We start from the raw sequence: 26,327 nt of genomic DNA, 5'->3' as shown, positions 1-26,327 counted from the left end.
GCCGCCTAACCACCGCCACACCACGACCCATCCCACGCCGCTTCGCGACGCGGGATGCTGCCGCGTGTCTACGCACGGTTCGATTTTCGAGTTAGAGGCGAGAGGGCTCCGCCGTAAACGTCGCCGCACTCGCTCGATGCGGCCCCGCTGACCTCCGCCTGCCACTCCAGCACCTGGTCTTGGTTCGGAAGCTGGAGTAGCAGCGGCGGTGTCGAGGTCGGCATCTGGACAAGGAGAGGTCAATCCGCTTGCTTGCTGGTCACCGAGATGAGCTGTTGATCATGGTGCGGATTCCAGGTCATTGAGGAGCGCGTGTACAGGTGCCCAGCACATCCGCACCGTGTCCAGATCGGGCACGAGCCCGTAGTCGATCTGGTGGCGGGGGTGGACGAAGTTGCGGTAGTCCCGGACCTTCTCCATGAAGTCCTTGGCGTCGGTCTGGACCCACTTCTGTCGGTGCGCGTACTCGAGGAGCAGGTGAAGGCCCGCTCGTTCGGCCCGAACCCGTCGGCCGTTCCGGTCGACCAGGCCGCTCCTGCGCACGGTCTCGTCGCGGTCAGTCACCACGACGTGCAGCAGGCCTTCTACGAAGCTGCCGATGCCGATGATCGCCAGTGCGTAGGCTCCGTTGTTCTGGCAGATCGACGCTTCGTCGGCGCGGGCCATGAGGATGTCGGTCGCCTTGCTGTTGGGGGATAGTCGTCGCACCCGCTCGTGGAGGTCCGGCGGCGGCCCGTACAGGGGAACGTCGCTGCTCTGGCTGATCTGACCGAGCACAGGGCGCCCGCCGACGTAGGTGATGGTGAGCTGCTCGGGAGCCAGAAGGCGGTTCAGCTCTTGCGCGATCGGTTCGGCGGCCTCGACGCCGCCGTCGTACTCCAGCGGATCACCGATGCGACAGAGCAGCCGGTCGAGGGCGGCGGCGTCATCGGCATGGCAATTGAGTACTTCAGTCAGCCAGGGGATGCGCGGAGAGCCGTCGTACTGCGGATCGCCAGGCCACCGGACCCGGCGCAGGAACCGCTCGACCTGCGTACCGGTCCGCTCGTAGGGACCATCGACGTCGCAGATCAGGCGGGCGACGCGTTCCAGAGTGAGCGGGTCGAGGGCAATCATCGGGATACCTCCCGGTCGGCGCGCTGCTGCGCGATGTCGAGTGCTTCGGTCAGGCGCTGGAAAATGATTGAGCCGCGCTTGCGGAAGCCAAGTTCGCTCATGGCCTCCTGGAGGCGCTCATCCCGATCACGCTGAAGCTGGTCGCTCACAAGCCAGGTGCAGATCTGTACCAGGTGTTCCCGCGTGTATTCGGTGATCCGCAGACCGATCGGCACGTCGGGGCGGGGGCCACGGCGGGTCGCCGGCGGCGTCGATGGCTCGGCGGGCCGGCGTGCCGGAGGTACGGGGTGGCTCTTCGCGGCGTGGTTGGCGCGGTCCACCGCCTGCTTCCAGCGGGCGACGAGCCGGGCAGTCTGGCCTGCCGGGTCCACGTACCAGTCGGTCGACCAGATGCGGTGGAACTCCCACCCGAGCCGCTCCAGGTGTTGCTGGCGCAGCCGGTCCCGATCCCGGGCACTGTGGGCCTGGTGGTACGAGTGACCGTCGGTCTCCACGGCGAGGACCATGCGGCCGGGCTGGTCCGGGTGAGCGAGGGCCAAGTCGATGCGGTAGCCCGACACGCCCCACTGCGGCACGGCGTTGATGCCCTGCTGCTGAAGAGCGCTCAACACGCTGCGTTCGAGGCCGTTGAGCTCGACCCCGGTGTGCTGTCGCGCGCCGAGGTCGCCGCCTAGGTCAACGAACTCCAGGTAACGGCGGAGCAGTTCGGGTCCGCGGTTCCGTGTTGCCGCGGTCTGGTTCGGGTCCATGTCGTGGTGGGAGAAGGCGCTCACCACGGTCATCCGACTACGCGCTCGGGTGACCGCGACGTTGAGGCGCCGTTCACCGCCCTCCTGGTTGAGCGGTCCGAAGCGCAGCGGAAGTCGGCCATCTCTGGTCTTGGCGTAGCCGATACTCAGGATGATGGCGTCCCGCTCGTCGCCCTGGACGTTTTCCAGGCTCTTGATGAAGAACCGCTGGCTCGCGGCCTGGTCCTGCGAGAAGAAGTCGTCGAGGTGCTCATGCTCGCGGCGTCGGCTGCGCAGGGTCGCTTCAATCCGCAGGGCGTGCTTCTGCCCCATGGTGATGACGCCGAGGCTCTCGTCTGGTCGCTGCTCGGCGTGCTCGAGAATCAGCTCGACCGCTCTGTGGACCTCCTCGGTTGATGAACCGCCCTGCCCGGGGGCGACACGGCCGTCCACTGTCTCCAAGCGCAGCGGGCTGTCGACCTGCACGCCGGGGAACGTAACGAGGGACCGGTTGTAGATCTCGACGTTCGAGAATGCGATCAGGCGCTCGTCTCGGCTGCGGTAGTGCCAGGTCAAGCGGTACCGGTCCGAGATGAGGCCACCGAGGACGTCAAGAACGGACTCGTAGTCCTCGAGGCTGTCGTCGCCGAGATCATCGTCTTCGCCAGCCGGGCTCTGCTGTACGAGGCGCCGGAAGAACGGCGTGGGTGGGAGTTGCTTCGGGTCGCCGGCCACGACGAGTTGGGTTCCCCGCATGATCGAGGCGACCGCGTCGTGCGGCTCGATCTGGCTCGCCTCGTCGAAGATCACCACGTCGAACGACCTCTCGGGCGGCAGGATGCGGCTGACCACCAGTGGTGACATGGCCCAGCACGGGAACGCGGCGAGGAGCACCTCCGGTGCGCTGCTGAGCAGCTTCCGGAGAGAGAGGTGCCGGCTCTTCTTGGCCGCCTCCCGCCGGACGAGGGCCGTTCTGGTCGGGATGGGCGTCTCGGGCCTTCCGCAGGTTCACTGCCACGTTGCGGCGCACGTGCCGGGCGGCCATCTCGATGTGCCGGCTGTCCGCAGCGCGGAAGTCCTGGACCACCGTGGCATGCTGCTGCCCGACGAACTGACCGAGGTACGGGACCCGCATGCGCATCTCGTCGAGGACCACCTGCAACCAGGAGCGCAACAGAGTGTCGGCTGCCTCGTCGCTTGAGACCTGCCGGTGGGCCAGGTCATCGAGCATGTGGCTCAGTCCCAACGAGCGGAACAGCTGCTGCTGTTTGTTCAGGTCGGGCATCAGGAACAACGTCTCGCGGTCGGCGTTCAACTCGGCGAGCGTGTTGGCCGCGGTGGTGGTCGGCCCACGCTCAAGGCCGTCGATCCGGGCACATGCCGCCACCGCGGCGAGGTGGTTACGTACCTGCGTGAAGGACGACATGCACAGGTCGGCACCCGCCAGAGCAGTGGGTGCGCTGTCTTGACGGCTGAGCTTCCGCCACCGCTCACGCTGGTCCACTGCGGCGACCAGGCCCTGATACATCTCGGATCGATTCCGGGGAGCGGCCGGACAAGTCCGCCGTAGCTCGCGGCGCAGTTGGAACCGGCGGAAGATCCCGAGCGGCTCTGAGCGGCGCGGCCGGGATCGCCCAGGTGCTGTTGCATAGACGAAGTCGTCCAGATCCGGGCCGAAGACCTGCTCGCCGTAGCTGGCGATGGTGCGGTCGACCTCGCTGAGCAGGTCGAACAGATCCTTCCACGCAGCGAGGTCGTCCGGCACGTCCAGCCCCGCTCGGTCGACCAAGTCCCGGATCTGGCGCTGTGCGCCCTGCAGGGCACCGGCCGCGAGTTCTTCGAGATGCACCAGCACCTTGCCGACATCGTCTGGTGTGCGGATGGCGGCCTTCGCCCACGGCGATTCCCCGCGCCAGATCCTCAGGCCGCCACGATCCACGAACGTCCGAAGGTCCTCCCGCGCGGACTCGAGCCTTGACCGGTCGAGGTTCCGCAGCTCGGATGCGCGCAAGTTGTAGCCGCTCACATCGAGAGTCGGGAGCGCGAGGAGCTGCTCGATGACCTGAAAAGCGCTCACCCCCCAGGGTTGCCGAACCTCGTGCAGCTCGGCCGGGTGCCGTTTCGCCGCGGCCCGGCGGCTGTGTAGACGGCGGTGCAGTTCGTCGGTGTCGACGGGTGGTTCAGCGCCGGCTTGAGTGAGGACGTTGGCGATGCGCTGGGCGACCTGCCGCTTGCTGATCTTGCGGTCGTGCAGGTCGAACACCAGATTGTCGAGCCCGACGTCGCCAAGGCGGTTCATCACCGCTTCGATCGCGGCCCGCTTCTCGGAGACGAACAGCACGCTGCGGCCCATCGCGGCCATGTACGCGATGACGTTCGCGATCGTCTGACTCTTCCCCGTGCCGGGTGGACCCTCGATGACCACATGCCGGCCAGACAGCACCGCGTCGATCGCCGACTGCTGAGACGAATCCGCGTCGTGGACCAGGAACTCCTTGGCCGGATCAATCCGATCGGCACTGGAACTGGACCCCTGAGCTTGCTCCGTGCGCAACTGTTGCCGAGCGTCGCGATCGCCCGCCATCGCGCCGATCACTGGGTGCGATGCCAGCAGCTCGGCCGAGTTACGCAGATCCCTGACCATGGCGAGCTTGTCGAAGCTGAAGACGCCGGCAACCACTGCGGGCTCGAGCCGGAGAGACAGGCCGCTGGGAGCGGCTGCCTCGGCGATCAGCTCGTAGGCGGCACTGAGCTGCTGGTCCGGATCAGCGATCTCGGACAGCATCGCGCTCAGCTTCTCGCCGAGGACGCTGATGTCCGCCTCCACGCCGTACTGCCGTTCCAGCGCGTACAGGAGTACGGGATTGATCTCGGGTGACTCCGATAGCTCCAGCGTGAAGTCGTTCTCGGTCGCCGTCCTACTGTCCAGCGCAAGCTGCTGCAGGATCAACGGCGCCCGCAGCGGTTGCATCGGCACGGAGCCGCGGGTGTACGGACCGACCATGCAAAGCAGACCGCGGGTCACCCAACCAGCCTGAATGCCCTGCTCCTCCTCCAGCTCGACCAGCTTGCGGCGGAGGCTGCGCGCAGTGTTGCAGGCGGTGTTGTGCCGATCCTGGTCCGGGAACAGCGTCCGTAGGCGAACCTTCTGTCCCTGGAGCAGATCGGCGACCACGCCGGGAGCCGCGTCAGCGAGATCGAGGGTGGTGGTCTGTCGCTCCTTGAAGTAGAGCAGCGTGTTGCGCGGGCCGAAGTCGATCAGTTGGTCTGCCCACCGGCCAGCGGCCTGTTGAACGAGGTGGAGTACATCCGGTTGGGTCAACAGCATCTCGTCTCCAAGTCAGTCGACGTACGCCAATGCTGATCCGCCGGGCCGTCGGCCCGAGGCAAAGCCCTCCAGGATAGGGCGCATAACACGTTCATCTATGCATCCGATTTCCGACACCCGACGTCATCGGAACGACCTCTCTCAGCAACCTTCACCTCCGCGCCCGGAGCACCGCTGTGCCTTGTCAGCCCATCGAGCAGGCCGAAATGTTGCAGCGCCGCGCGGCTTGACGCAGCTGAAGCCCAACTCGAACAGCTGTTGCGTGGCGCGAAAGAGGCCGTAGCGCGCGATCCTCGCCGGGACTTGATCTTCGACGTATCGGTGGGGGAGTCAGGGTCAGCGGGAGACGGCGGCCGGCGGCTTCGGCGGCTCGTTAAAAAAGTTGGTGGCATCGACGGTGGCACTGACCAGGGCGCACGTCGTCGCAGTGAGGGCGAGCCAGAATGTCACGGTGCTCTTCCAGTCCTCGGCGATCTTCACGGTCACCACTTCGGTGACCTCGGTAGACCGGCTTTGACGATTGCTCGGGTCTGGCTGGCGACGCCAACCGAAGCGGGCCAAGAATTTGGCCCAGGTGTGGTTCGACCGGCCGCAGCCGAAGATCACCCCGTTGACCTTTCGTCCGCACCGGCCGCCGTTCTGGGTGGTCACGCCGCACGTCGTCGGCGCCTTCACGGCAAGCAGCCAGGCCGGGATGGCGATCGCGATCGACGCCGACCAGGCAAGGCTGATGAGATCGAGCGTGACGAGGTAGTAGACGACGCCGACGATGGCCAGCGCCTCAACGCCGAGGATCAGCATGGCCTGATCTCGCTTCAGCATGTCGGGGCCTCCGTGTGGTCAAGGAGCGCGACGAGGTCGAGGAGTTCGGCGCGGAGCCGGGTCAGCTCGGCTGCGGTGACGCCGAGTTCGTAGTGGTGGTGGTGACCGGCGCGGGACAGCGCCCACCACAGGTAGCTGGCCCGGCGCCCGAGGTCGGGGCCGGCGTAGTGGGCGAGCAGCAGCAGTTTCGGTCGCTGCACCCGGGTCTGTCCGATCTCGGGGCAGACTCGGGCCCAGTACCGGTCCATCGCTGCTTCCAGTTCGTGGCGAAGCAGCCAGGCGCACGCCCGGGGCCAGGCTCCGCGGATGACGCTGCTGAGCATCCGGTCGGCGGCGGCGAGGTACAGGGACGTCGTCATCGCAACCGCCCCACGAGCGCAGCGGTCTTGGTGACCATCGCTCGGGCGGGCATGCTCCGGTGGCCGTGGACCGCGTCCGCCACCGCTTTGACCGTCCGGGTGGCCTGGGTGCCGTGCCGCTGGTTTTTCGCGGCATCGAACTCGATGTCGGGGCGGGCGGGACTCGAACCCGCGACCGAGGGATTATGAAATCAAGTTGCCCATGCCGGCGACCTGTGCGGACAGGCGTCTAGCTGCGGAAATACCTCTCGGCATCTCTCAATGTCGGTGGTCGTGGTCCGGCCTCTTCAGGACTGGATGAGGACTGATGCGGGCCGCGGGTGCGACGACATGATCCACTGGCGGCTGGTAGATCACCTCGCATTCAATCGGATACCCCTCGCCGAGTCGTCGCCTACACTGACGCCTGCCTGTGGCCGAGGTGACGGAAATTCTGGTCATCCGATGAGTGCCCGGGTTGGCACCTCACGGGGGAAGGACTCGGCAGTGGTAGGTAATCGTCGGTATCAAGGGTTTGTCCTCGGCCTCGTCGTTGCGGCCGTGTGCGCGGTGAGCGGGTGTACACCGGAGCGGGACGACGATGCCGCAGCCGTGCTCCATGAGGCGGTCAACCGGCTGGACCGCGAGAGCTTTCGAGCGACTGCAAAGGTGACGCGAGGGGATGGGCAGGAACTCAGTGACGTGGTTGGAGTGACAGACCAATCAAGGAACTGGCGAGTCTTCACGGTGTCCGTGTTGGAGGACGGGGTGAAGGTCACCACGGAGACCCGTCAGATCGGGCACGACGTCTACACCCGTTTCGCAAAGGACGGCGCGCTGGTCAAAGTCCAAGAGGGCAAGACCTGGGTGTACACCGATCTCACACGGCACCCCAGGGGCAACGGGCTTATCGAGATGGATGTTCGTGCCCTGTTGAAGCCCTTGGATCACATCGTCCGGGCGGAACGGGCCGGCACCGGCAACTTCCGGGGCGACTTCGACTTCGCGGCAGCCCAAGGCCTGAAGGACAGGCCGCAGGACCGAGCCGTTGCGTTCGAGGCGACTGTCGACAGCCAGGGCCGCCTTACCCGCCTTACCTACCTCCGCGAGCCGGCCGGTGACAGTCAGGGAGACCGGTCGGAGCTGACCATCTCCGAGTATGGGACGAAGGTGCAGGTTGATGTTCCGCCGGCCGCCGAGATCACGCGGAACCCGCTGACCAAGTAGCGACCGCTGACGGGCAATCATGGCGGAGACGATCGGTACTGGGTCGTTGGAAACCATCGAGCCTCCACTGTCCGGCCAGTTCGGCAGCAGGGTGCGCAACGAGCGCACGTGTTGCGCAACAACAACTTTCGTCGTCGGGTCTTCGATCGGGCTGCGGAGTCGATCGGTCTCGCCGGCCTGACGCCGCACGAGCTGAGGCACACGGCGGCCAGTCTTGGCGGTGGCCGTGGGCGCCAACGTCAAGGCGGTGCAGCGGATGCTCGGGCACGCCTCGGCGGCCATGACGCTGGACGTGTACGCGGACCTGTTCGAGGACGACCTGGACCAGGTGGCGGACCGCCTCGACCGGGCGGCGGGTCGTGCTGCTGCGGACTCAGTGCGGCCTGAGGGTGTCGGGCCAGACCTCGATGCGGTTCGCCCGGATCGTCGGCAGCATGGCTGACCAGGGAGAACGGCTGGTGGGGCGGGCGGGACTCGAACCCGCGACCGAGGGATTATGAGTTAGACGCCAGCCAGACTTGATGGTGATCGGCAATCGGCAGGTGTGTCTATCTGTCCAGGTGGACATGCCTGCCGCTCCTCGGCTGTACGCGCACGTGTCACGGCGTCCAAAGACGTCCGGGCTCACAGCGGGCTCACGGTTTGGCGGGCTCCGCTTCGGACCCAAATCCTCGACTACCCGAACAAGTTCCGCACCACCACGGAGCCCGTCGGCGTGCCTGGCGTTGTTTGGCCGGGGCTGCGGTTGCTGGCCCTCGATCATGGCCGGCCACGGCTGGCCGCTGCAAGGCCCGCTGTCCCAGCCGTTCAGTGCCTCGCAGGTATCGCCGGATGGGCCTGTACGGGTCGGCGCCGATCGGCCGGCCCGCCGGATCGGGCCAAGGATTTTTCCCAGAGCTCGTGTATGCCTTCCGCACAGAATCGGGTCACTGCGAGTTAGCGCGCGTCGCAGCAACGACCAGCAGCATCCAATGCTGTTAGACACTCACCCCGGGCGACGGGGACACGTCAGCGGCGGCGGGCTCAAAAAGCAGGACCTGCCGATCCACAAACGTGGGGCAGGTCCGCCTTCCGACCGTAGCACCCGCTGACCGCGCCCAAGTTCGGCCCGGCAGACCCCCGGTGATAGCGGCGTGCCTTCGCGCAGCTTCGTCGTCGACGTTGACCTGCTCTCGGGCGGGAGGCCGCGGGTGCGGTTACTGACCCTCGATCCTGACCGACCGCGGCTGGCCCCTCAAGGCCCACCCGGCGCAGCCGCGTCTGCGCGTCGTACCGAGCGTGGGGTGGGCCTGTGTGGGGCTGCGCCGATCGGCCGGCCGGGCGGATCGGGCCAGCACCGCCCACCCGGCCGTTCCCGCGCCGGGTAGGGCGTCCTTTTGGTTTGGAAGGACGTTCTCTGTAATGACGACCACTCTGTTGTCCCGACCCGGATCGGACGAAATCAGCATCGCCGAGGCCACAGCCTCTGCGGACCCTGCGGGCCCTATGCTCCGGGCCCAGTACCTCGACCCTCGTGACCTGGTCGATAACCCGCGTAACCTCCGCACGGACGTCGGTGACCTGAGCGACCTGACTGCCTCGATGACGGTTGTAGGAGTCCTCTGCCCGTTGGTAGCCATCCCGGCTCCGGACCAGCCGAACGCGTTTCAGTTGATCATCGGGCATCGCCGAAAGTACGCGGCGATCGAGCTCGGCATGGAGCAGGTCCCGGTATGGGTCGCCTCCGACGAAGGTGCTGCGGCGCAGATCGTCGCGCAGCTCGCCGAGAACGGCCACCGGGTGGGGCTGACCCCCACCGAGGAGGCTGAGGCGTTCCACCAGCTGACGTTGCTGGACTGGTCGCCCGAGCAGATCGCCACCGTGCGGGCGATCCCGACGGCCAAGGTGAAGCAAACCTTGAAGCTGCGGGAGTTGCCGCAGGCGGCGCGCGGAGCCGCCGACGCCGGCACCCTGACACTGGAAGACGCCTCCGCGCTCACCGAATTCACCGAGGATCCGGCTGCCCTGGATCGAATCCTGAAGGGCACCGGGTCGAGTTGGGGATTCCGGCACGCCATCGCCGCCGAGCGCTCGAAGCGGACCTTCGCGGCGGCGAAGGAGCGGGCGAAGGCGGAGTTGGTGCTCGCCGGGGTGAAGGTGACGTCCAAGCCGAAGGGCTACCCCTACAGCGGTACGGCCGTGGCCGCCACGCAACTCGCCGACGCCAACGGCAACCCGCTCGACCCAGAGATGTTTCCCACGTTGGCGGGGCTCGCAGCGTTCGTTGAGAAGATCGGCGACCATGCCCAGACGACTTTCTACTGTGCGGAGCCGGACCGGTATGGCTACCAGCGCCTGAGCTACGGCAGTCGTCGGGGCGTCACGGAAGAGGAACGTGCCCGCCGGGAGGCAGCCGAGCAGGCCCGCGCCGAGTACCTCGCTGGTCTGACAGTCGCGGCGGAGGTACGGCGGGAGTTCTACCGCACCGCATACGGGTCGGCGCGGGCGGTGAAGCGGCTCTTCCTAGAGGCGATTCGGGCCACCGTCGTGGACGGGCTGCGGTTCCACGACGTCGACGGCCTGTACGCAACTCTTGGTGGCGTAGACGGTGCCGCAGCCGCGATGGCTCGGGAGGACAAGCTGCGCCGCTGCCTGGTGGCGCAGTGGATCTGCGTCCAGGAACGCAACCTCGGCTACGCGGCCCGCGATGAGACGTGGGCGTTGGATGACGAGGCGGCAGTGGCGTGGCTCGACCAGCTCGTCGCCGACGGCTACACCCTCTCCGAGGCGGAGAAGACGCTGCGGGATTCGCTGGGCCGTGACCCGCAGGACGATCTGCCCAACGACGAAGACACCGACGAGTCCACGGCCGCAGACGCCGATGATCCCGATTTCGGCGATGTCGATGCGGAGACCGAGCAGGCCGACGGCGTCGCTGACGACGACGTGCTCGCCGCACCGCACACCGCGCAGGAGCCCGAGCCCGAGGCGACGGAGCCCGAGGCAGCGGGCCCCGAGGCCGATGGCCTCTCGGACGCCGATGAACTGGCCGACGTCGAGAAGTAGACCTTTGACGACGAGCCCGTGAGCGGCGAGTCCTGATCTGAAGATCCGCTATCGGCGGGGGTCCACGCACTGCGCGTAGGCCCCCGCCGACTCGCGTGCCAACCCGACTCCGCAGCGGAGCGAAGTCACTCACCGCGCCAGCTCTCGACATTTCCGATTGGAGCCCCGTGTCCACTGACGCCGACTTGGTGTCCGAGGTCGATGACCCTGAGCGCCGTCTGGTGCTGATCCGCCAGCGGGAGATCCTGCTGGCGTTCGAGGAGTACGGACCCGGCTATCACCGGGTCACCGGCGACGGCTGCCGGTACGTCGCCGAGATCGTCAACGCCACCCCCGCCGAGTGGGAGTGGATCTACGCCCATGCCCGGACCCATCCCGAGGTGCTGATTCAGGCTGGGCCGGCCCGCAACCCCGCGCGATGGCGAGAGCTGCGCCGCGAGCAGGGCGAAGTGGCGTTCCGCGCCGCCGACGCCGCGTTCACCGCCGGCGACACCGCCGTCGCCCTGGACCTCCTCGACGAGGCCCGCGCGCTCGGCACCCTCGGGCCCGAGCAGTGGGAGCGACTACGCCTGGCCGTCATGACCGCCGCTGACGCCGGCCGCTGACCCCCTCAACGAACTCCCCATCTCCAGACTCTTCTCGAAGGGATCCATCCCTCATGTCTTCGATGATCACTGTTCCGGCGCACCGCAACGTCGACCTCGACCAGCTACGCCGCATGCTCACTGACCAGTCCACCCGGGCCTTGGACGTCAAGGCCGGCGCCGGGCGGATGCGCGCCGTCGCCGGCAACCTCGTCCTGGACGGCACCGAGCCGCAGCTCGGCCCGGAGGGGGTGACGATGACCTCCGGCACGTACACAGTCAACGATGTCGCCACCGCCGGGCTCGCCGACAAGCTCGGCATCCCCGTCGCGTACCTGCGGCGTCTCGCCGCCGAACACCCCGACCTGTTCGACCACAACGTCAACGGCTGGCTTGCCCGCGACCCCCGCAGCTTCCTCATCCGCTGCCTGCGCAATGACACCGGCGGTGGCATTGTGCGGGCGGTTCTGTCCGACCGGTACCACCGCATCGACAACCTCGATGTCCTTTTCGCCGCTCTCGACGGGATCCGGCGCGCGAACGTGCGGGTCCAGTTCGCCGGCTGCGACTTGACCGACCGGCGGATGTACCTGCGGGTCTACTCCCCTCAGGTGCAGGTCGCCGCGCCCCGCCTGCTGGCCCGCTACCGGTCCCCGTTCGACGGGCGGGCCGGCTCCGAACTGCCGATCGTCTCAGCCGGGTTCCTGATCTCGAACTCGGAGACCGGGGCGGGTGCGTTCAGCATCGCTCCGTGGGTGCGCTTCGAGGTGTGCCGCAACGGCATGGTCATCCGCCGCAACGCCCTGCGTCGTACCCACATCGGCTCCCGCATGACCGGCGGAGACGGGGTCGTCACCGCCTCCGAGGAGACCACCCGCCGCACCCTCGACCTGATCACCTCCCGCACCACCGACGCGGTCACCGCCTTCCTCGACGCCGACTACATCGCCGAGGTTCTGCGCGAACTCGACAACGCCGCCGGCACCCCCATCACCGACCCCAACACCACCCTCAAGATCGTCGGGCAACGCTTGAAGTACTCCGAGGACCAGCAACGCGACATCCTCACCCACTTCATCGCTGGCGCCGACCCCACCGCCGGTGGGGTCATGCACGCCGTCACCTCCGTCGCCCAGACCCTTTCCGACGCTGACGCCGCCCACGGTCTCGAGGCCACGGCCATCCAGGCCCTGCACCTCGCCGCCACCACCGCCTGAAACCACCTCTCTCGCACATTCGCGCGCCCGGACCCATCCGCAGGTCCGGGCGCGCCGTGTATTCGCCCAGGAGCCATCCTCATGAACCACACATCTCCTCGCCCCCGATCCGACGACGCCCGACAGCAGGACGCGGAGCCGTTCGTGATCATGGAAGGGATGCAGTTCCGTCTCGCCGTCGGCGCGGCCCTGGCGCACGGTCCTGCCCGCGTCGACCGAATCCTGTTCACCACGGACGGACCTGCGCTGCTCACCGTGGTCGGCGACGACGGGGCCGTATATCAGCTGACCTACGACAACGACCGGGCGCGTACGTGGGTCATCGCTGTCCAGGCACCCGGCGAGGTCCGGCGGCCGGTTCGCGGCGCGGCCTGCGATGAGGTCGGGTTCCGTCTCGCCGGCGGCCACCCGCACCTGGTCTACGAACTCCTCGCCCGCGCCCACCACCCGACGACCATCGTCCGCGGCACCCTGGCGGACTTCCCCGCGCAGGGGCCGCGGTGACTCCCCTCGACAGCTACCGCGATGCCGTTGGCGAGAGAGGGCGGGGCCGGTGAGCGTCGACCTGGAGGCCGTCGCGCACCTGGCGAGCCGCGACCGGCGACTGGCCCGCCAGGTCCTCTCCGCCCAGCAGGCCCAGGCCGCCGAGGAGGCGAGGATCGCCGCCGCTGACGCCGCGATGCAGCGTCAACTCCAGGCAGCAGAGCGGCAGCAGCACCTCGCCGCCCAGACCCGCGCCACCCAGCGCCGCGAGGCCGAGGAGAGAGCCGCCGATCAGCGGGCCCGCCGCGAGGCCCGCGCCCGCGCCGCCCGGCAGCGGGCAGCGCGTTGGCGGCACCGAGCCGCTTCGCTCGTCGGGTACGTGCGGGGGCACGCCGATGACGTCTACGCCGCCACCATGTACCTGCTGGCCGTCGGTGGCGCCGTCTACGGACAGATCACCGCAGCCCAAGCCCGCGGCTGGCCGATGCTCGTTGGGATCGTCGTCGCCGTCGCGATCGAGGGTCTGGCACTGGTTATGGCGCTGACCGCGCAGAAGATGCGCCTCGCTGGGGAAGCCGCCCGCACCCCGCGCGCCCTGACCTGGCTCTGCGCCGCTACCGCCGCCGGCATCAACTACCTCGGCCACCAACATGCCAGCCGCGTCGGCGCCGGGCTCCTCGCCGTCCTGTCCCTCGCCGGGATCGTGGTCTGGGAGATCCGCAGCGGTGCCCGACACCGCGTGGAACTGCGCCGCCGCAGGCTCCTACCCGATCCGCCGGCCGCGTTCGGGTGGCGCCGCTGGCTCCGATACCTGCCCAGCACCGCTGCAGCCTGGTCCGTCGATGTCCGCGACCGTGTCAGCCCTCGCGCCGCCTACCTCCTGCAGCGGGCCGCATCTGAACGACAGGCCCGGCGGACCGCCGCGAGGCGCAACCAGGTCCGCCGGCTGGCACGCCGCACGGTCCGCGCCGCCGCACGACGGGGCGACACCGGCGCCGTCCTCGCGCAACTGACCTGGCTCGCCGAACACGGGACCAGCCGCCCGCTCCCCGCCCTGCCCCACCCGAAGGTCCACCACGAGACGGGACAGGTCCCGGACCAGTCCTCATCACCACAGGACCGCGCCTGTACGGAGCTGGACCCCACGTTTGCTTCAGGGCAAGCGTTCCCGGTGCAGGTCCGGACCCGGCCGGCCCCGGACTCTGCGCTATCCGCAGGGCCGGAACCGACAGAGCGGACGGCCCCGACGCAGGACCGGACCGCAGTCGACACGGACAGTGGTGAACAGGACCAAGGCCACGATCTCCCGGACCAAATCAACTCTGGGGGGTCTTCGCAGCGGACCTCCACCTCGCCCTCGATTTCCAGGGACACCGTCGCAGCATCGACCGTCGAGGCGGACGACCGGGTCGGGGTCCGGAGCATCGGCGACAGCGGACCGGCTCCGCGCGAGATGCCCTCGCGGGACGGGGCCGACCGGCTACGGCCACGGCCGGTCCCCGACGTTAGGGACCTGATGGACCCCGGGCGTCGAGTCGCGGACCGCCTGAGCGCTCACGGCGTGACGCTGTCCCGGTCGGTCCTGATCAAAGGGCTACGCACCGATGGGGTCCGCGTTTCTACCGACCGCGCCACGGCGCTCCTCGCGGCGCTCAGGGCCGACGGACCGATCAACGACGCGGCAGTCCTCCCGCCACCGCAGGACTAGGCAAGCCCTTGGTCCCCGGTGCCCGGCCAGCGTCTCGCCGACCGACGCCTCTCACCCTCCACGTGGCCCAGGGCGATGAGCGATGCCCGCCGCCGCGACAGCACGAAGTCCCCAAACAGCCTCCAGGAGAAGCACTGCGATGCCCGACCTTCACCCCACTTCGACCAGACCGGAAGGGCTGCCGATGAGCGGCCACATCCGCCACCCCCGCGACCCGCGCCAGTCGGTGTGCGGCGTACCCGCCGCCGTCGTTCTTCGATGGGAGACCGACGCCCCACCTCGCACCGGCTACACCTGCGAAGACTGCTACACCCTGCTCCCCGAAGCCGCCCGACCCGACGACGCCAACCACCGGCCCGACGACCCCGCCCTCATCGACACGCTGCGTCAGATCGTCGCCAGCCGGCAACACGCCAAGATCAGCGGCGTCTTGGTTGACCTGTGGTCAGCCAGCGTCACCATCCTCATCTGGGACCGGCTCCGCCCCGACAACCAACAACGACTGCTCACCCTGCCGCCGCACGAGCTGATCCTTCGCTGCATAGCCATCTACACCCGCCTCACCGAGAAGGGAAACAGCCGGTGACCGGCGGCCGACCAGAGCAGGGGTTCCACTTCGGGCCATGGGTCTTCGACATCGACGCAGCCAGGGCTCTGATCGCCTCGGAACCCCGGGACACCCTGCCCCTCGATGTCACCACGTCGTCGACCGCGTACGGCCTACTGTCGGCGTACGGGTTCCAGTGCAGAGTCGTGTACGCCAACTGTGCAGAGGCCGGGAGGCGGAGCACTCTGCCGCGAGTCGCTCGCGCCGACCGACAAGGGAGCGGATCCTGAAAAGTTCGGATGTACTTCACGAAGGCGGCGGCCTGCACGTTGCCGTGAGCGCGACACCGACGGCGTAGGCCACTGGGCGCAGGAACGTTGCCGCCGAGCAATCGGGTTGCCCGGGTGCCCATAGAGCGGCATCATCGAGATGATCGAGGTTATGCAGCCAACGATGCGGCTCCCTGGTGCCGCCAACCAAATCCACTCAGTGGGAGCTCACGAGCAGATGGCGAGCGACGTCGAGAAATGGCCTATCCCAGGCGATCCCAACCATTTCGTGGGCGCGCGGCACCACACCGTACCCCGTTTCTACCTCGAATACTGGGCAGACGCTGGCGGTCACATAGATGTTGTCGAGAAGCCGGGAGGTCGTCGATACAGAACCGTCCCCAAGACAGCCAGCGCCGAGACCGACTTTTACACCTTCATCGATTCTGATGGCAACCCGGCCGGCCACATGGAGCAGGCGCTAGGAGTGATCGAAGCCGACGCCTCAGCCGCAATTAGCAGAATCACGCACCCGGTCTTCGGCCAGTTTCCGCCGCCGCCCGATGACCGGCACAAGATCGCCACCCTTATCGCCTTTCAGAAGGTGCGGGGTAAGCGTCGGCGCAGAGAGATCGAGACCCAAACCGACTTCTACATGAAGTTTCAGTACTCAGGGCTCGACAGCGAGGCCATTAGGAGCTTACTCGAAAGACGGGTCGGGGAAGCGAATACGGAGCAGATCGCCGAGATGGAAGAGTTTGTGGCGAATCTGCATGAATACGAATTCGTTCCGGACCCGAACGAACACGTTCGCATGATGGGCAAGCTGGCGGAGCGCATCTTCCAACACCTTATGTGCCGTCACTGGTACCTCGGCGTTTTCGAGGAGCCCATCCTCATCACCTGCGACGAGCCGGTCATGCTTTACAAGGAGAACCGTAGCCCTATCCGGGGCTACGGGTTCCTTGACGCCGACGAAGTCTGGTTTCCGCTCAACCCGTCCATGCTGCTCATCCTCGCCTTGGAACCGCACCCAATTCCGGTGCGGTTTCCTGCGTCGGCCTCAACTGCAGAGACAGTTAACGCTTACGCGGCTCACAATGCATACCAAAACATCTTTCTTCATCCAAAGCAACCTGACGTCGATGCTGAGCGGCTTGTCGACACGCCGCTCTACCAAGTGACCGCCCCCGCGAACATGATTCTTCCCGATGGGGCCAACAAGCCCCTCAAGAACCGGACGACCGCGCGACGGCGCAAGCCGAAGCGGAAGTAGTGGTGAGTGCGTTAAGAGAAAATAGGCAGAAGCGGGTAGGCGCGCCTCGGTCGTCCATTCGACCGCGTGGTCGGACGAACTCAACTCGGCAGTTCAGGATGCCCGCCCGACGCAGAGGCCGCTACCCAACGTGATTGCCTCGATTGGTCAGCACGCACGCTGCGCGGCAGAAGAGTGCGTTTGCAGCCGACGCCTGCTTCAGCTCTATAGCTCTAGCGGCGGAATCACGCGGGTGACAAGCGCCCCTAGGTGGGAATCGGATCCCCTGGGTAGACCTGCATAGCAAGTCCATCGTTCATGGCCGTGTTCCAACAACCCGTCAGGCCCGCCGCATTCTTGCCACGTCAAGAAGCCAGAACTCGTCGTTAATCTTGATGGTCAGAGCGACCATCAGTCGCAGTGCGCTGTAGTAGGTCTGCCGATGCTGGGCTTCGCCGTTGCCCTTGGGTTGGATACCGTGCTGGTACTTATTGCGGAGTTTCGGACCGTTACTGAAGTCGGCTGAGTTTAGATTGTAGTTGAAGTAGGCGGCCTCGGCCTCGGCGAGCAACGACGAGCGCCTGACGAGCCACTCAGCGTCCACCATCCTGTCAACGTGCGCACGACACCTCGTGTTCAGATGGTGGTAGGCGACGGCCTCGTTGTCGTTGAGCGACTGTAGTATGTGGAACAAGTCGGAATCCTTGAGTCGGATGCGGTCGCTTGTGTTCTCAACGACCCCGTGGTCGATGAGCTTCTCGACGAAGGGCTGTTGGTATTCGTGCAGCGATTCGTACGAGACCTTGTTCTGCCGCAGCAAGTCGACGAAGTTTTCACCGCGGACATCCTCGTTAATGTAAGCCAGGTGTGACTGATCCGAGAACAGGGTGTGCAGGATCGTGCGGATTTCAGGGTCGTTGGTCGCGTAGGCGTACTTGCCTTCCAGTGCGCTAGGGATAGTCCGGTATCGGACCAGATCGGCCCCTGCGGCGGCTACGTCATGGTCGATTTCGCTGTCCTCGACAAGCAGCCCGAACTGCGTCGCGATGGACTCCATTTCAGCGAACAGGTTCCGGCAGCGTTCCAGATAGTTCGCCTTCCGGCTGGACGGGCTGAACACGAAACCCGCGATGCCGTATTCCGCGAGAAGATGCTCCTCGAAGTACCAGCGGAGCACCTCCTCAAGGTCGATGTCCTTCGTTCCGAGGTAGCGCTGGTACATCGCCGTTTGGAGTAGCGTTGCGCGGTCCTTGGCTGTGAAAATGTGACCGGTCGGGTAGTCCTTGACGCCGTTCATGCCCATCGCGAGTTCAAGCCCACGGCGTTCGCTGTTAAAGGCGGGGAGCGTCAGCAGTCCGTCCTGTGGTGCAAACTCGAACAGGAACTGGAAGTTGTTCAGCACGGACGGGAAGTCCAACGTGCCCTCCAACCAGGTCTGGCTGAAAGTGTACTCGATCACCATGTTATTTAACGTTGCCTTCACCGGCTCGACCTGGGTCGATGACACGGAAACGGTGCAACCGGTTCTTATACCGGGAGCCGTCTTGAAGAAATCCTCGATCATAGCGGCGTAACGCCGCTTCGCCTTAACGACTAACTTGGCATCCACCCCGCTCTTGCTGTCGATTGGGGCGTCCGCGATCAATTTCAAGTAGTTCGGGTTCGGCTCTGCGCTGTCAATGTAGGCCTCCATCAGTGCCCGGGAGTCGGCGGGAATGAAGTTGGCGGGGAGGAAGATCTCATTCTTCGTCTCGCCTCCAAGGTGATGCCTGACCACGAGTTCGGCTCGATCCGGCTCGGCCAGAAGTCGCTCCCGGATGGTCACGCCGTAGTTCTCCACGAGCCGCTTGCTCGTGAGCATGTCGCCGATGTGAACCTTCGCCCCGTCGAGCGCAGTCAGCATCGCTGTTTGGGAGCAGCGTCCGAAGACTCCGAGGCCAGCCAGGAGGTCGAGGAGGTGCTCGCGGTACTGCCAGTCGACTTCCGTCAACATGTCGGCGAGGTTGTCGTCCTCTAGGGCGCCGAACCACTGCGCGACGGTCCGCCCGATCCGTTTGGCAGATACAACAAGGGCATTCCGGTCGTCTTCAATGACGTCCGTTGGGATGAAACCTGCCTCGACGAACAGGCGAGCGTTGTGCAGTTCCAAGATGCCGTTGACTTCGTCAGGCGGAGCGGCTGGATCAAACCCCTTAACTACCTCGGCCGCTCGGTGGACTTGCCAGTATGTCGCGAAGTCGCCAGCACCGTAGTAGCGGAGCCGAGGAGTGAGCTGGTCGTCTGCGGTCTCAGCGTTCATGAAGATCCTTACGAGCGTTCAACGCCGGTCGAGGGGTCTCGGGCTCCCTCGACTCTAGGCGGACCGAAACAATCGTCGCCGGTGCCGCCACAGGGCGAATGCCAAGTTGGCGCCAGTCGGGGCGGCGACGCTGCACCCACCGCCTCGTTGCCGGTTAGCTCGGCGACCTGGTCCCGTGCCCATCCCGCATGATCAAACCAAGGCGCACGCTCATCGGCTAGATCCGGACGCCGCCGGGTCGACATGCATCACCCTTTGTAGTCGATCTTCTCGGTGTGCGACGAGGTCGGCTCGGCTGTCAGGTCGTCGCTGACCTTACGGACGCCGATGGCCGCTGTGTACTCGGTGGCTTACGCGGTTTGCACTGCAACTCGTACGCCGACACCTACTCCACCTCGACAACCCGAATCCGCGTAGAGCGAACCTCATCGGCCGACCAGCAGCGCCCTGAACCGGACCTTCGACCTAACCACCGACCTGAGCACACCACTGGTCGTGGGGCAGATCCACATCACCGGCCAGCCGCCCCGCTGCTCATCGACTGGGCACACCGGCACTACTGAACCTGGCGCGAACGGGTGCCACAGCCACCCACCTACCTACTCACCACCGCAGAAACTGGCCAGATCAAGTCGACGCGGTAGACAGCGCACCCCAGGGGTCTCCGAGCTGCTCGCTTTCGATCGACGGCATGGCAGGCGCTGGCACCTGCGCTTATAGCAGCCGAAGCCGCCCTCGCCGGAATTGGACCGAGTGCAGGCGCAGCAGCGGGGCCTTCGCGCGCTCCGCAGCGGCGGTCAGCCGGTGTGCGTACTGGCCCTCGATCCTGACCGGCCGCAGCTGGCCCCGCAAGGCCCACCGTCGCAGCCGCTCGTGATCGTCGAAAGTCGGCCGGGGGCCCGTGCGGGGCTGCGCCGATCGGCCGGCCGGGCGGATCGGGCCAGCATCGCCCACCCGGTGACCCCGCCCGCTGAAAGCAGACCGGGGTCGGACGCCGATCGACGCTGCCCCGCAGGCACCGAGCCCGTGATGCAAAGCGCATCCCAGCGAACCAATCCGTGGGGCAGGCAGCGCTCTCCCGACCGTTATCCCTCTGCTCATGCAGCTTCGCACCGGCAGCGAGATCCAAGGCGGCCGACTGCTGATCACCACGCACACACCAACGACCTGTGCCCGTGGCCGAGGACTTCACGGCCGGCCGCACCAGCCGCGAAGCGCTGCTCGGCAATACCGCCCACCTGATCGCCGCCGGCTGGCGGCCCCCTCCCCTCAAGAACCTTGGAAGCACCCATGACTGAACTTCACACCGTGGCCCTGCCTGACCCGTACGGCGAACTGACCTTCACGCAGACCCCGGACCTCACCAGCGGGCAGGTCCGCAACGTCATCTCCGGGCGCCGCGCCAGCGGCGCCTTCACGATCGAGCCCGCCTTCGCCGACGAGGAGTTGATTCCAACCCGGATCTGGGTCCGCTGCGGCCATGAACCCGCGGACCAGTTCAACACGGGCCCGCTCATCAATCGGCCGGTGATCAACGGGATCACCATTGCCGGCATCGCAGACTTGGACCCGGATCAGCAGGAGCCGGTCCGGCGATGGCACCTGACGGTCTACCGTGCCGGCGGCACCCGAGTCACTGACCCAGTGCCGGACAGGACCTCCGAGTACGCCGCGGCGATCATTACTGTCCTGCGCAACATGTGGGCCACCCACCCGCTGCGGCACACCATCGTCACCACATGGGCGCGGCTGTGCGCCGACCAGCGTGCCGAACACCTTCTGCGTGACGAGCTGGCGCACCGCTGCCGCAGACGCGACGAGCTCGCCGCAGAGATCCAGCACTACGAGCGGCGCGTCTCGGACCTTCGCGCCCTGGCGATGGCCGGCGCCGAAGCCGTCGGGTCGGCCAGCGGCGACGGACAGCCAGCACTGCAAGCGACACAGGGCGGCACCGCCCACGCCATTGGCGCTGGCAGTGAGGCCTGACGATGACTCTCGACGACTTCGTGGAGCTGCCAGGTCTGGGCAGTGTCAGGGTGACCGAGGAACGGCGTCCCAGCGGCGTGGTCGCGTACCGCGTCTCGGGCGTTGAGCTGTACGGCACGGTCCTGTTCAAGCCGGACGTCCTGGATCAGCAGCTCGTTCCTGACCGGATCATCGTGCAGCTCGGCGACGGTGAGCACCTGCTCGCCACCCACTTGACGAACCTGCTCGTCGTACGCGGCATCACACTCGTGGGCGGCGGCGACGCGATTGACCTCGACACGACCTCCTGGCCGCTGCGGCTACGCCTGGCGCTGTTGAAGGCCGCCGACCGAGCGACGGCCGGTGGTGCCGCGGCCGCCCGCCGCGCCGTGGCGCTGTGTCAGGTGCTCGCTGCCCGCTACCGGCGGCTGGACCGGCTCGCGCTGATGCGCGCCGCCGCCCGACACACCGCCGGGGCCCGCCTGAAGCGTTGGGTGCACCAGCAGATCCTGGTCCCGCATCAGATGAACTGCGGCACCAGCGAAGAGCTGGCCGCGGCGTACCCGATCGCGGAAGCGCTCCAGCAGTGGTCACCGCTGCCGCTGCTCCCGACGCCCCCGGCTTGCGCGTGCGCAGGTGCGCTGCCCTGCGTCTCCCCGGACACCTACGTCACGGCCGACGACGAGGGCGACTGGCTGACCTGCCCGACCTGCGACCAGAAGACCGTGATGGTCACGCCCGGGGCGAGCGTGGCGGGTCTGCTCGGTGACCACGCCGCGCACACCTGCAGCCGCGAACTGCTCTGACCTTTGCGGCGGCGCCGTCGCTCCTGCCGGTTCGCGTCGAACGTCCATGAGTAGGCGGTCATTGACGACGAGCCGGTCCCACTCCGACCGGAGGATCCCTCACCCCGATGTCCCACTCCACCTCTCCCCCTGACGATCCACCCACCAGGCACCCGCCGGATGCCGCCGTCTGCCCGCCGGCCGATCTACGGCGGGAGATGGCGTGCCGCGTCTGCCGCCGGATCCTGAACACCTACTTCGACGCGACCGGCCGGCTCCGGCACCTACACCCCGCCGCCCGCACCTCCTACGACCACGATCCGGACCCTGTGCCGAGCGCAGAGGTGGCCGGGGTAGCGCGGTCCTGCGATTTCTGCAGCGACCGATATCCCGTCTTCCGACTCGACAGCGGCCCCGTACAGGCCCTCGCTCTCGGCAAGGACGACAGCAGCGTCCACGACTTCGGCACCACCTGGTCGGCGTGTATCACCTGCACTTTGCTCGCCCAGGCCAGCAAGAGCGAAGCCCTGACCCAGCGGGCGGTCACCCGGATGGGGTGGGCGGACCCGACGATCGCGGCCGAAGCCGTGCGCGCGATTCATGCCGGTGTCGTGGGGACCCTGCGGCCAGGGCGGACCCTGCTCACCGACGTCCACTGGCCCCACACCCCAGTCACGGCCACAGCGCTGCCGAAGATCCGTGACCGGCTGACCGCGCTGCTTACCGGACCAGACCACATGGACCTGCTGAAGGTCCGCCAGAGGCAGGACATCGCGGCGAGCTTGCAGGGTGGGCGGCTCTTCGCCGTTGACGACGAGTTCACCGACCTCGCCTGTACCGCCGCCACGGACCTCCCGGCGACCGTCCTCGACGTCGAAGACCTCCCCGCACCCCATGGGCTGCTCCTGTGGGCCAATCCGGTCGCCTGGGATGTCTGCGCCGCATCGTGGGCCAGCACTGATGAAGGGATTCGGATCGTCTCCTACCGCGGTGTCGGTGGCTCGGCCGGCGTCGCCGATGGGTTGGCGGTGCAGGCGCTGCGGGAGCAGGTCGGCTGGCTCATCCCCGTCAGCCACCGCCTCGTCGTCCACGGCGAGGCGATCACACGTGTTGACGGTGCTCTCGCGGTGCTGGCCGCGACGTGGCTGCTCATCGCGCAGCGCACCGGCGAAACCGTCTCCGTCGCGGCGGACCGGTCGATCCGTAAGGCGTACGTACGGACCCGGCGGCCCGCACCGGAGGTCCGGCTGGTCCGCATCCGCGGCCGGCAGGCCACCGGCCCGCGGGAGACCAGGCCGGGTGAGGCGCGGGAGCCGCAGGCGCAGCGGCGGTGGATCAGCGGCTACTGGCGCTCCCAGCCCCACGGTCCCGGGCGGGCGCTGCGAAAGGACGTCTACGTCTTCGCCTACCTCCGCGGCCCCGCTGACGCGCCTATCGCGGCGAGCACCACTGTCCGGGTCCTCGCCGGTGAGCGGCGACGCCCGAAGCCGCAGTAGAGCGGCGTCCCCTGCCGTGGTCCGGTCGACCACAGCCGGTCTCGTTTTCTACCCGTACTCGATCAAGGAGTTTGTCGTGTCTCATGTCCCCACCTTCACGGTACGGTCGCAGGCGGAGCTGCTGGGCCTGGTGCCCTACCTGCTGGGCTACCACCCCGAGCAGAGTCTCGTCGCGCTGTTCTTGAAGGCCGACCGGAGAGTCGCCGTCGCGGCCCGGGTCGACCTCGCCGCCCCGATGGCGCAGGTCGTTGAGGCCTTCCGCGACGTCGCCGATCGGACGGCGGCGCAGACCCTCGTCCTCGTCGGCTACGGCAACCGGGACGTCGCACCGAAAGTCACGGCGGCAGGTGACGCCCTGGCCGCGCACCTCACCGTCAGCCAGACGCTCCTGGTGATCACTGACCGTTACTTCTGCCTCGACTGCCCCTGCGACGCCACAGAGGGTGTCAGCTTCGACGCGAAGGCGACCGCGACCGCCGCCCAGTCGACCGTCGAGGGCCTCGTCGCGTTACCGAATCGCGACGCCCTGCTCGCGCTCACCGATCCCGACCCGGCACAACAGGCCGCCGTCGCTGCGGCCATCGCCGCCCTTGAGCCCGCCTCCGACGAGCCGGCGGCGCTGCGAGCGCTGCTCGACCGGGCCCGGAACAGCCACCGCCTCACCGTCGAGCAAGCCGCCCGCATGGCGATCCTGCTGACCGATCCGCACAACCAAGACACGGTACGGCGGGCCACGTCGGGGGTGATGTGGGAGCGGGATCTGTGGCTGGACCTGACCCGCCGCGTCCCCGGCGAGTACGTCACCGCTCCGGCAGGTCTCGCCGCCTGGTGCGCGTGGCGACTCGGCGACGAAACCCTCGCTCTCGCCGCGGCCCGACGGGCACTCACCGTCGACCCACAGGACCGGATAAGCCGCATCGTGGCGCTCGCCGCCGGCAGGCACATTCCCGCCCGCGACCTGGCCTTCCTCGGAACCTGCGACTTCGACGCCGCGCGCGCCGAGTGACGCGTTCCCCGTCGCGCCTCCGCACAGCCAGCCCTCCGGGCCGAAGCAACCATGCCCCGACCTTGATCCATCCCGCCCGTACCACTGCCTCTGGAGTACCTCGTGACGCCGCAAGCTGCCCTGACCAACACCGGCCTGATGCAGCGCCATCGCACCCCGACAGTCGCCGACGACGGGGATCTGCGTTCGCACCACACGACGAACGGACAGCAACACCCGGACACGGCGATCGTCGACGCGCTCACCGCATTCCTCAACCGTGAAGCCGAGCCATCCGGCGCAGACGCGTTGGAACTGATGAGCAGCCTCATCGACAGCAGCGGCCGGCCGCTGCTGGCCGAAACCTGGGACGTCAACGCCGCGGTCAGCGAGGACCGATACGGCGTCCCGACCGCCACGATCACCGCCGGCCCCGTCACCCTCACCGTCACCCCGGTCCCCGGCACCGCTGCGCCGCTCAGCATCGCGATCGCAACGGAGAACGGCGAGTACGTCAGCCTCGACCTCACGGTCAACCAGCACCCCGTCCACCATCCCGCCGTCCTGGCGCCATGCCCGGCCTCGACAGATCCGTCGGGCCCGAACCGCGCCCATGACCACCAGAGGACGCTCCGATGACCACCCCGACCCAAGCCCACGGACCGACCGCCGCACCGGCCACCCAACCGCCCCCACCGCAGGGCCTGCGATCCGAGCCCGTCCTCAACGTGGCCCTTCGTTACGCCACCGCCGGTATCCCCGTGATGCCCCTGCACACTCCCCAGCGTGCTGGTGGCTGTAGCTGCCGGCGGGCACTCGCCTGCCCGTCACCCGGCAAACACCCCAGGCTGCGGCACGGGCTGCGAGATGCCTCCACCGACCCCGCTCTCGTACGGCAATGGTGGACGAGGTGGCCCGACGCGAACATCGGCCTCGCCACCGGCAGCCTGCTCGACGTCTGCGACATCGACACCGCAGACGGACTCCGAACCGTCACGGCCATCCTCGACAACGCCCCCTCGAAGGGGCCTGTCGTACGAACCGGATCCGGGTGGCATCTCTGGTTCGCCGCGACCGGGCACGCCAACCGCGTCGGCGTCATACCCGGGGTGGACTGGCGTGGACGCGGTGGACTCGTCGTCGCACCGCCGTCGCTGCACCCCACCGGTCGCCGGTACACCTTCACCCAACAGTTCGACCGCGTCCTGCCAGACTGCCCACCAGCCCTACGGCGACTGCTGTCACCACCGCCGGCCCCAGTGCCCGAACCGGCTACGGCTATCCCGGGGCGGATCGACGACCCCGACCGGTACGGGCTCGCCGCCCTCAATGGCGAGATCGGCAGAATCCTCGCCGCACCCCGGCCGGTCATCCGCGGCGGACAGCGGATCACCGCTGGCGGCCGGAACACGGCCCTGCACCTCGCGGCATTCCGTCTCGGACAACTCGCCGCGCACGACGGGCTAGACGCACAGGTGGTGTGGCCCCGGCTCGCGGAAGCCGCGCGCACCGTCGGTCTGTCGGCGGCTGAGGCTCGTACGACGATCGCCTCCGGCTGGCGAGCCGGACTACGCCGCCCCCGGGCAGTGACCCGGGGACGACAACCGCGCCGTGGGGGTACGAGCCCTCACCCAGGCCGCCGGCTTCGTCTTGCTGTCACCAGTCGTCCTTCGACATGAAGTCGTAGCCGCCGTTGTCGATCGTGTCTTCCATCGCCCGGACGGTCTCGTCGTCGCTCAACTCGGTCGCCGAGCTTCGGGCAGGCCGCGCCTCGGTACGCCGGGCCGCAGCCCGAGCAGCGTCGCTCTGCGACTGTCGACGACGGCGCTCCTCCTCCGGCAGTCCCGCCCAGCGCGTCACTTGGGCACGGGCTGCGTCGCTCTGACCCTGCCGGCTGCGCCGCTCCTGCTCAGGCACATCCATGCGCGGTACGGCCGTCGACGGCGTTGCGCCATGTTCGTGTCGCGCGCGATCTGCGGCGCTCTGCGCCAGACGGCGGTCTCGCTCAGCTGGGGGTAGCTTCGCCCACCGAGGACGCACCTCACTCATCACCAGATCGTGACCGAACCAACACGACCAGTCCAGCACCCAGCGCCTACCAGTTGGCGAGTTCAGCCACCCCGCCGTCGT

General features: G+C 67.5%; 22 protein-coding genes and 1 pseudogene. 16 read left to right on the top strand and 7 right to left on the bottom strand.

Annotated features, from left to right (window positions below; translation table 11 throughout):
• Positions 1-279: 279 nt before the first annotated feature.
• From AB0C25_RS25150 to AB0C25_RS25130, 5 genes and pseudogenes are all read right to left on the bottom strand, one after another.
• Complete coding sequence (locus AB0C25_RS25150) at positions 280-1,116, bottom strand: hypothetical protein (RefSeq protein WP_357376681.1); 837 nt, start codon at positions 1,114-1,116, stop codon at positions 280-282.
• Positions 1,113-2,657: an AAA domain-containing protein gene (locus AB0C25_RS25145; RefSeq protein WP_357376680.1), complete on the bottom strand. Its 1,545-nt coding sequence runs from the start codon at positions 2,655-2,657 to the stop codon at positions 1,113-1,115. The genes AB0C25_RS25150 and AB0C25_RS25145 overlap by 4 nt, the downstream gene beginning before the upstream one ends.
• Positions 2,658-4,104: 1,447 nt before the next feature.
• Positions 4,105-5,172, bottom strand: a pseudogene (locus tag AB0C25_RS25140) (DUF4011 domain-containing protein); the annotation flags it as partial.
• Positions 5,173-5,508: 336 nt separating this feature from the next.
• Positions 5,509-5,994: a hypothetical protein gene (locus tag AB0C25_RS25135; protein ID WP_357376679.1), complete on the bottom strand. Its 486-nt coding sequence runs from the start codon at positions 5,992-5,994 to the stop codon at positions 5,509-5,511.
• A complete protein-coding gene (locus AB0C25_RS25130) occupies positions 5,988-6,353 on the bottom strand; it encodes a hypothetical protein (protein ID WP_357376678.1) in 366 nt (121 codons plus the stop codon). The genes AB0C25_RS25135 and AB0C25_RS25130 overlap by 7 nt, the downstream gene beginning before the upstream one ends.
• Before the next feature lie 444 nt (positions 6,354-6,797).
• Between AB0C25_RS25130 and AB0C25_RS25125 the strand changes: the two genes are divergently transcribed.
• From AB0C25_RS25125 to AB0C25_RS25085, 9 genes are all read left to right on the top strand, one after another.
• On the top strand, positions 6,798-7,559 hold the full coding sequence (locus AB0C25_RS25125) for a hypothetical protein (protein ID WP_357376677.1): 762 nt from the start codon (positions 6,798-6,800) through the stop codon (positions 7,557-7,559).
• A 226-nt stretch (positions 7,560-7,785) separates the two neighbouring features.
• Entirely contained in the window at positions 7,786-8,001 is a 216-nt protein-coding gene (locus AB0C25_RS25120) for a hypothetical protein (protein WP_357376676.1), read from the top strand.
• Between the two features lie 959 nt (positions 8,002-8,960).
• On the top strand, positions 8,961-10,604 hold the full coding sequence (locus tag AB0C25_RS25115) for a ParB/RepB/Spo0J family partition protein (RefSeq protein WP_357376687.1): 1,644 nt from the start codon (positions 8,961-8,963) through the stop codon (positions 10,602-10,604).
• 188 nt (positions 10,605-10,792) lie between these two features.
• Positions 10,793-11,209: a hypothetical protein gene (locus tag AB0C25_RS25110; RefSeq protein WP_357376675.1), complete on the top strand. Its 417-nt coding sequence runs from the start codon at positions 10,793-10,795 to the stop codon at positions 11,207-11,209.
• A 62-nt stretch (positions 11,210-11,271) separates the two neighbouring features.
• A complete protein-coding gene (locus AB0C25_RS25105) occupies positions 11,272-12,405 on the top strand; it encodes a DUF932 domain-containing protein (RefSeq protein ID WP_357376674.1) in 1,134 nt (377 codons plus the stop codon).
• 81 nt (positions 12,406-12,486) lie between these two features.
• Positions 12,487-12,909 carry a hypothetical protein gene (locus AB0C25_RS25100; RefSeq protein WP_357376673.1) on the top strand — a complete coding sequence of 141 codons (423 nt, stop codon included), beginning with the start codon at positions 12,487-12,489 and terminating at the stop codon, positions 12,907-12,909.
• Positions 12,910-12,958: 49 nt separating this feature from the next.
• Positions 12,959-14,596, top strand: coding sequence for a hypothetical protein (locus AB0C25_RS25095; RefSeq protein ID WP_357376672.1), 1,638 nt, complete (start codon positions 12,959-12,961; stop codon positions 14,594-14,596).
• 184 nt (positions 14,597-14,780) lie between these two features.
• On the top strand, positions 14,781-15,182 hold the full coding sequence (locus AB0C25_RS25090) for a hypothetical protein (RefSeq protein WP_357376671.1): 402 nt from the start codon (positions 14,781-14,783) through the stop codon (positions 15,180-15,182).
• Between the two features lie 468 nt (positions 15,183-15,650).
• Positions 15,651-16,688: a DUF4238 domain-containing protein gene (locus tag AB0C25_RS25085; RefSeq protein ID WP_357376670.1), complete on the top strand. Its 1,038-nt coding sequence runs from the start codon at positions 15,651-15,653 to the stop codon at positions 16,686-16,688.
• Between the two features lie 319 nt (positions 16,689-17,007).
• Here AB0C25_RS25085 and AB0C25_RS25080 read toward each other — a convergent pair whose 3' ends face one another.
• Complete coding sequence (locus AB0C25_RS25080) at positions 17,008-18,966, bottom strand: hypothetical protein (RefSeq protein ID WP_357376669.1); 1,959 nt, start codon at positions 18,964-18,966, stop codon at positions 17,008-17,010.
• Between the two features lie 1,175 nt (positions 18,967-20,141).
• Between AB0C25_RS25080 and AB0C25_RS25075 the strand changes: the two genes are divergently transcribed.
• The 7 genes from AB0C25_RS25075 (at position 20,142) to AB0C25_RS25045 (ending at position 25,876) form a co-directional block, all read left to right on the top strand.
• A complete protein-coding gene (locus AB0C25_RS25075; RefSeq protein ID WP_357376668.1) occupies positions 20,142-20,264 on the top strand; it encodes a hypothetical protein in 123 nt (40 codons plus the stop codon).
• Positions 20,257-20,952, top strand: a complete 696-nt coding sequence (locus AB0C25_RS25070; RefSeq protein ID WP_357376667.1) for a hypothetical protein — start codon at positions 20,257-20,259, stop codon at positions 20,950-20,952. Before AB0C25_RS25075 ends, AB0C25_RS25070 begins: the two co-directional genes overlap by 8 nt.
• Positions 20,953-20,954: 2 nt before the next feature.
• A complete protein-coding gene (locus AB0C25_RS25065) occupies positions 20,955-21,737 on the top strand; it encodes a hypothetical protein (protein WP_357376666.1) in 783 nt (260 codons plus the stop codon).
• 107 nt (positions 21,738-21,844) lie between these two features.
• Complete coding sequence (locus tag AB0C25_RS25060; RefSeq protein ID WP_357376665.1) at positions 21,845-23,212, top strand: hypothetical protein; 1,368 nt, start codon at positions 21,845-21,847, stop codon at positions 23,210-23,212.
• 76 nt (positions 23,213-23,288) lie between these two features.
• Positions 23,289-24,218, top strand: coding sequence for a DUF4192 domain-containing protein (locus AB0C25_RS25055; protein ID WP_357376664.1), 930 nt, complete (start codon positions 23,289-23,291; stop codon positions 24,216-24,218).
• Positions 24,219-24,320: 102 nt separating this feature from the next.
• A complete protein-coding gene (locus tag AB0C25_RS25050; RefSeq protein WP_357376663.1) occupies positions 24,321-24,836 on the top strand; it encodes a hypothetical protein in 516 nt (171 codons plus the stop codon).
• Positions 24,833-25,876, top strand: coding sequence for a bifunctional DNA primase/polymerase (locus AB0C25_RS25045; RefSeq protein ID WP_357376662.1), 1,044 nt, complete (start codon positions 24,833-24,835; stop codon positions 25,874-25,876). The genes AB0C25_RS25050 and AB0C25_RS25045 overlap by 4 nt, the downstream gene beginning before the upstream one ends.
• Here the strand turns inward: AB0C25_RS25045 and AB0C25_RS25040 are convergent.
• Positions 25,854-26,057: a hypothetical protein gene (locus AB0C25_RS25040; RefSeq protein WP_357376661.1), complete on the bottom strand. Its 204-nt coding sequence runs from the start codon at positions 26,055-26,057 to the stop codon at positions 25,854-25,856. The two genes, AB0C25_RS25045 and AB0C25_RS25040, sit on opposite strands and share 23 nt — an antisense overlap.
• Between the last annotated feature and the right edge of the window lie 270 nt (positions 26,058-26,327).

Source organism: Micromonospora sp. NPDC048839 (genome assembly GCF_040649915.1).
Classification (GTDB): domain Bacteria; phylum Actinomycetota; class Actinomycetes; order Mycobacteriales; family Micromonosporaceae; genus Micromonospora.
Note: the sequence above shows the minus strand (reverse complement) of the source record. Positions and strands in the feature narration are given on the sequence as shown.

What these genes read in the sequence shown, in the direction of transcription:
- AB0C25_RS25115 (WP_357376687.1), top strand. Translation starts at nt 8,961, where the DNA reads ATGACGACCACTCTGTTGTCCCGACCCGGATCGGACGAAATCAGCATC.
- AB0C25_RS25045 (WP_357376662.1), top strand. Translation starts at nt 24,833, where the DNA reads ATGACCACCCCGACCCAAGCCCACGGACCGACCGCCGCACCGGCCACC.
- AB0C25_RS25135 (WP_357376679.1), bottom strand. Translation starts at nt 5,994, where the DNA reads ATGCTGAAGCGAGATCAGGCCATGCTGATCCTCGGCGTTGAGGCGCTG.
- AB0C25_RS25080 (WP_357376669.1), bottom strand. Translation starts at nt 18,966, where the DNA reads ATGAACGCTGAGACCGCAGACGACCAGCTCACTCCTCGGCTCCGCTAC.
- AB0C25_RS25090 (WP_357376671.1), top strand. Translation starts at nt 14,781, where the DNA reads ATGAGCGGCCACATCCGCCACCCCCGCGACCCGCGCCAGTCGGTGTGC.
- AB0C25_RS25085 (WP_357376670.1), top strand. Translation starts at nt 15,651, where the DNA reads ATGGCGAGCGACGTCGAGAAATGGCCTATCCCAGGCGATCCCAACCAT.
- AB0C25_RS25105 (WP_357376674.1), top strand. Translation starts at nt 11,272, where the DNA reads ATGATCACTGTTCCGGCGCACCGCAACGTCGACCTCGACCAGCTACGC.
- AB0C25_RS25130 (WP_357376678.1), bottom strand. Translation starts at nt 6,353, where the DNA reads ATGACGACGTCCCTGTACCTCGCCGCCGCCGACCGGATGCTCAGCAGC.
- AB0C25_RS25125 (WP_357376677.1), top strand. Translation starts at nt 6,798, where the DNA reads ATGAGTGCCCGGGTTGGCACCTCACGGGGGAAGGACTCGGCAGTGGTA.
- AB0C25_RS25150 (WP_357376681.1), bottom strand. Translation starts at nt 1,116, where the DNA reads ATGATTGCCCTCGACCCGCTCACTCTGGAACGCGTCGCCCGCCTGATC.
- AB0C25_RS25070 (WP_357376667.1), top strand. Translation starts at nt 20,257, where the DNA reads ATGACTGAACTTCACACCGTGGCCCTGCCTGACCCGTACGGCGAACTG.
- AB0C25_RS25100 (WP_357376673.1), top strand. Translation starts at nt 12,487, where the DNA reads ATGAACCACACATCTCCTCGCCCCCGATCCGACGACGCCCGACAGCAG.
- AB0C25_RS25065 (WP_357376666.1), top strand. Translation starts at nt 20,955, where the DNA reads ATGACTCTCGACGACTTCGTGGAGCTGCCAGGTCTGGGCAGTGTCAGG.
- AB0C25_RS25060 (WP_357376665.1), top strand. Translation starts at nt 21,845, where the DNA reads ATGTCCCACTCCACCTCTCCCCCTGACGATCCACCCACCAGGCACCCG.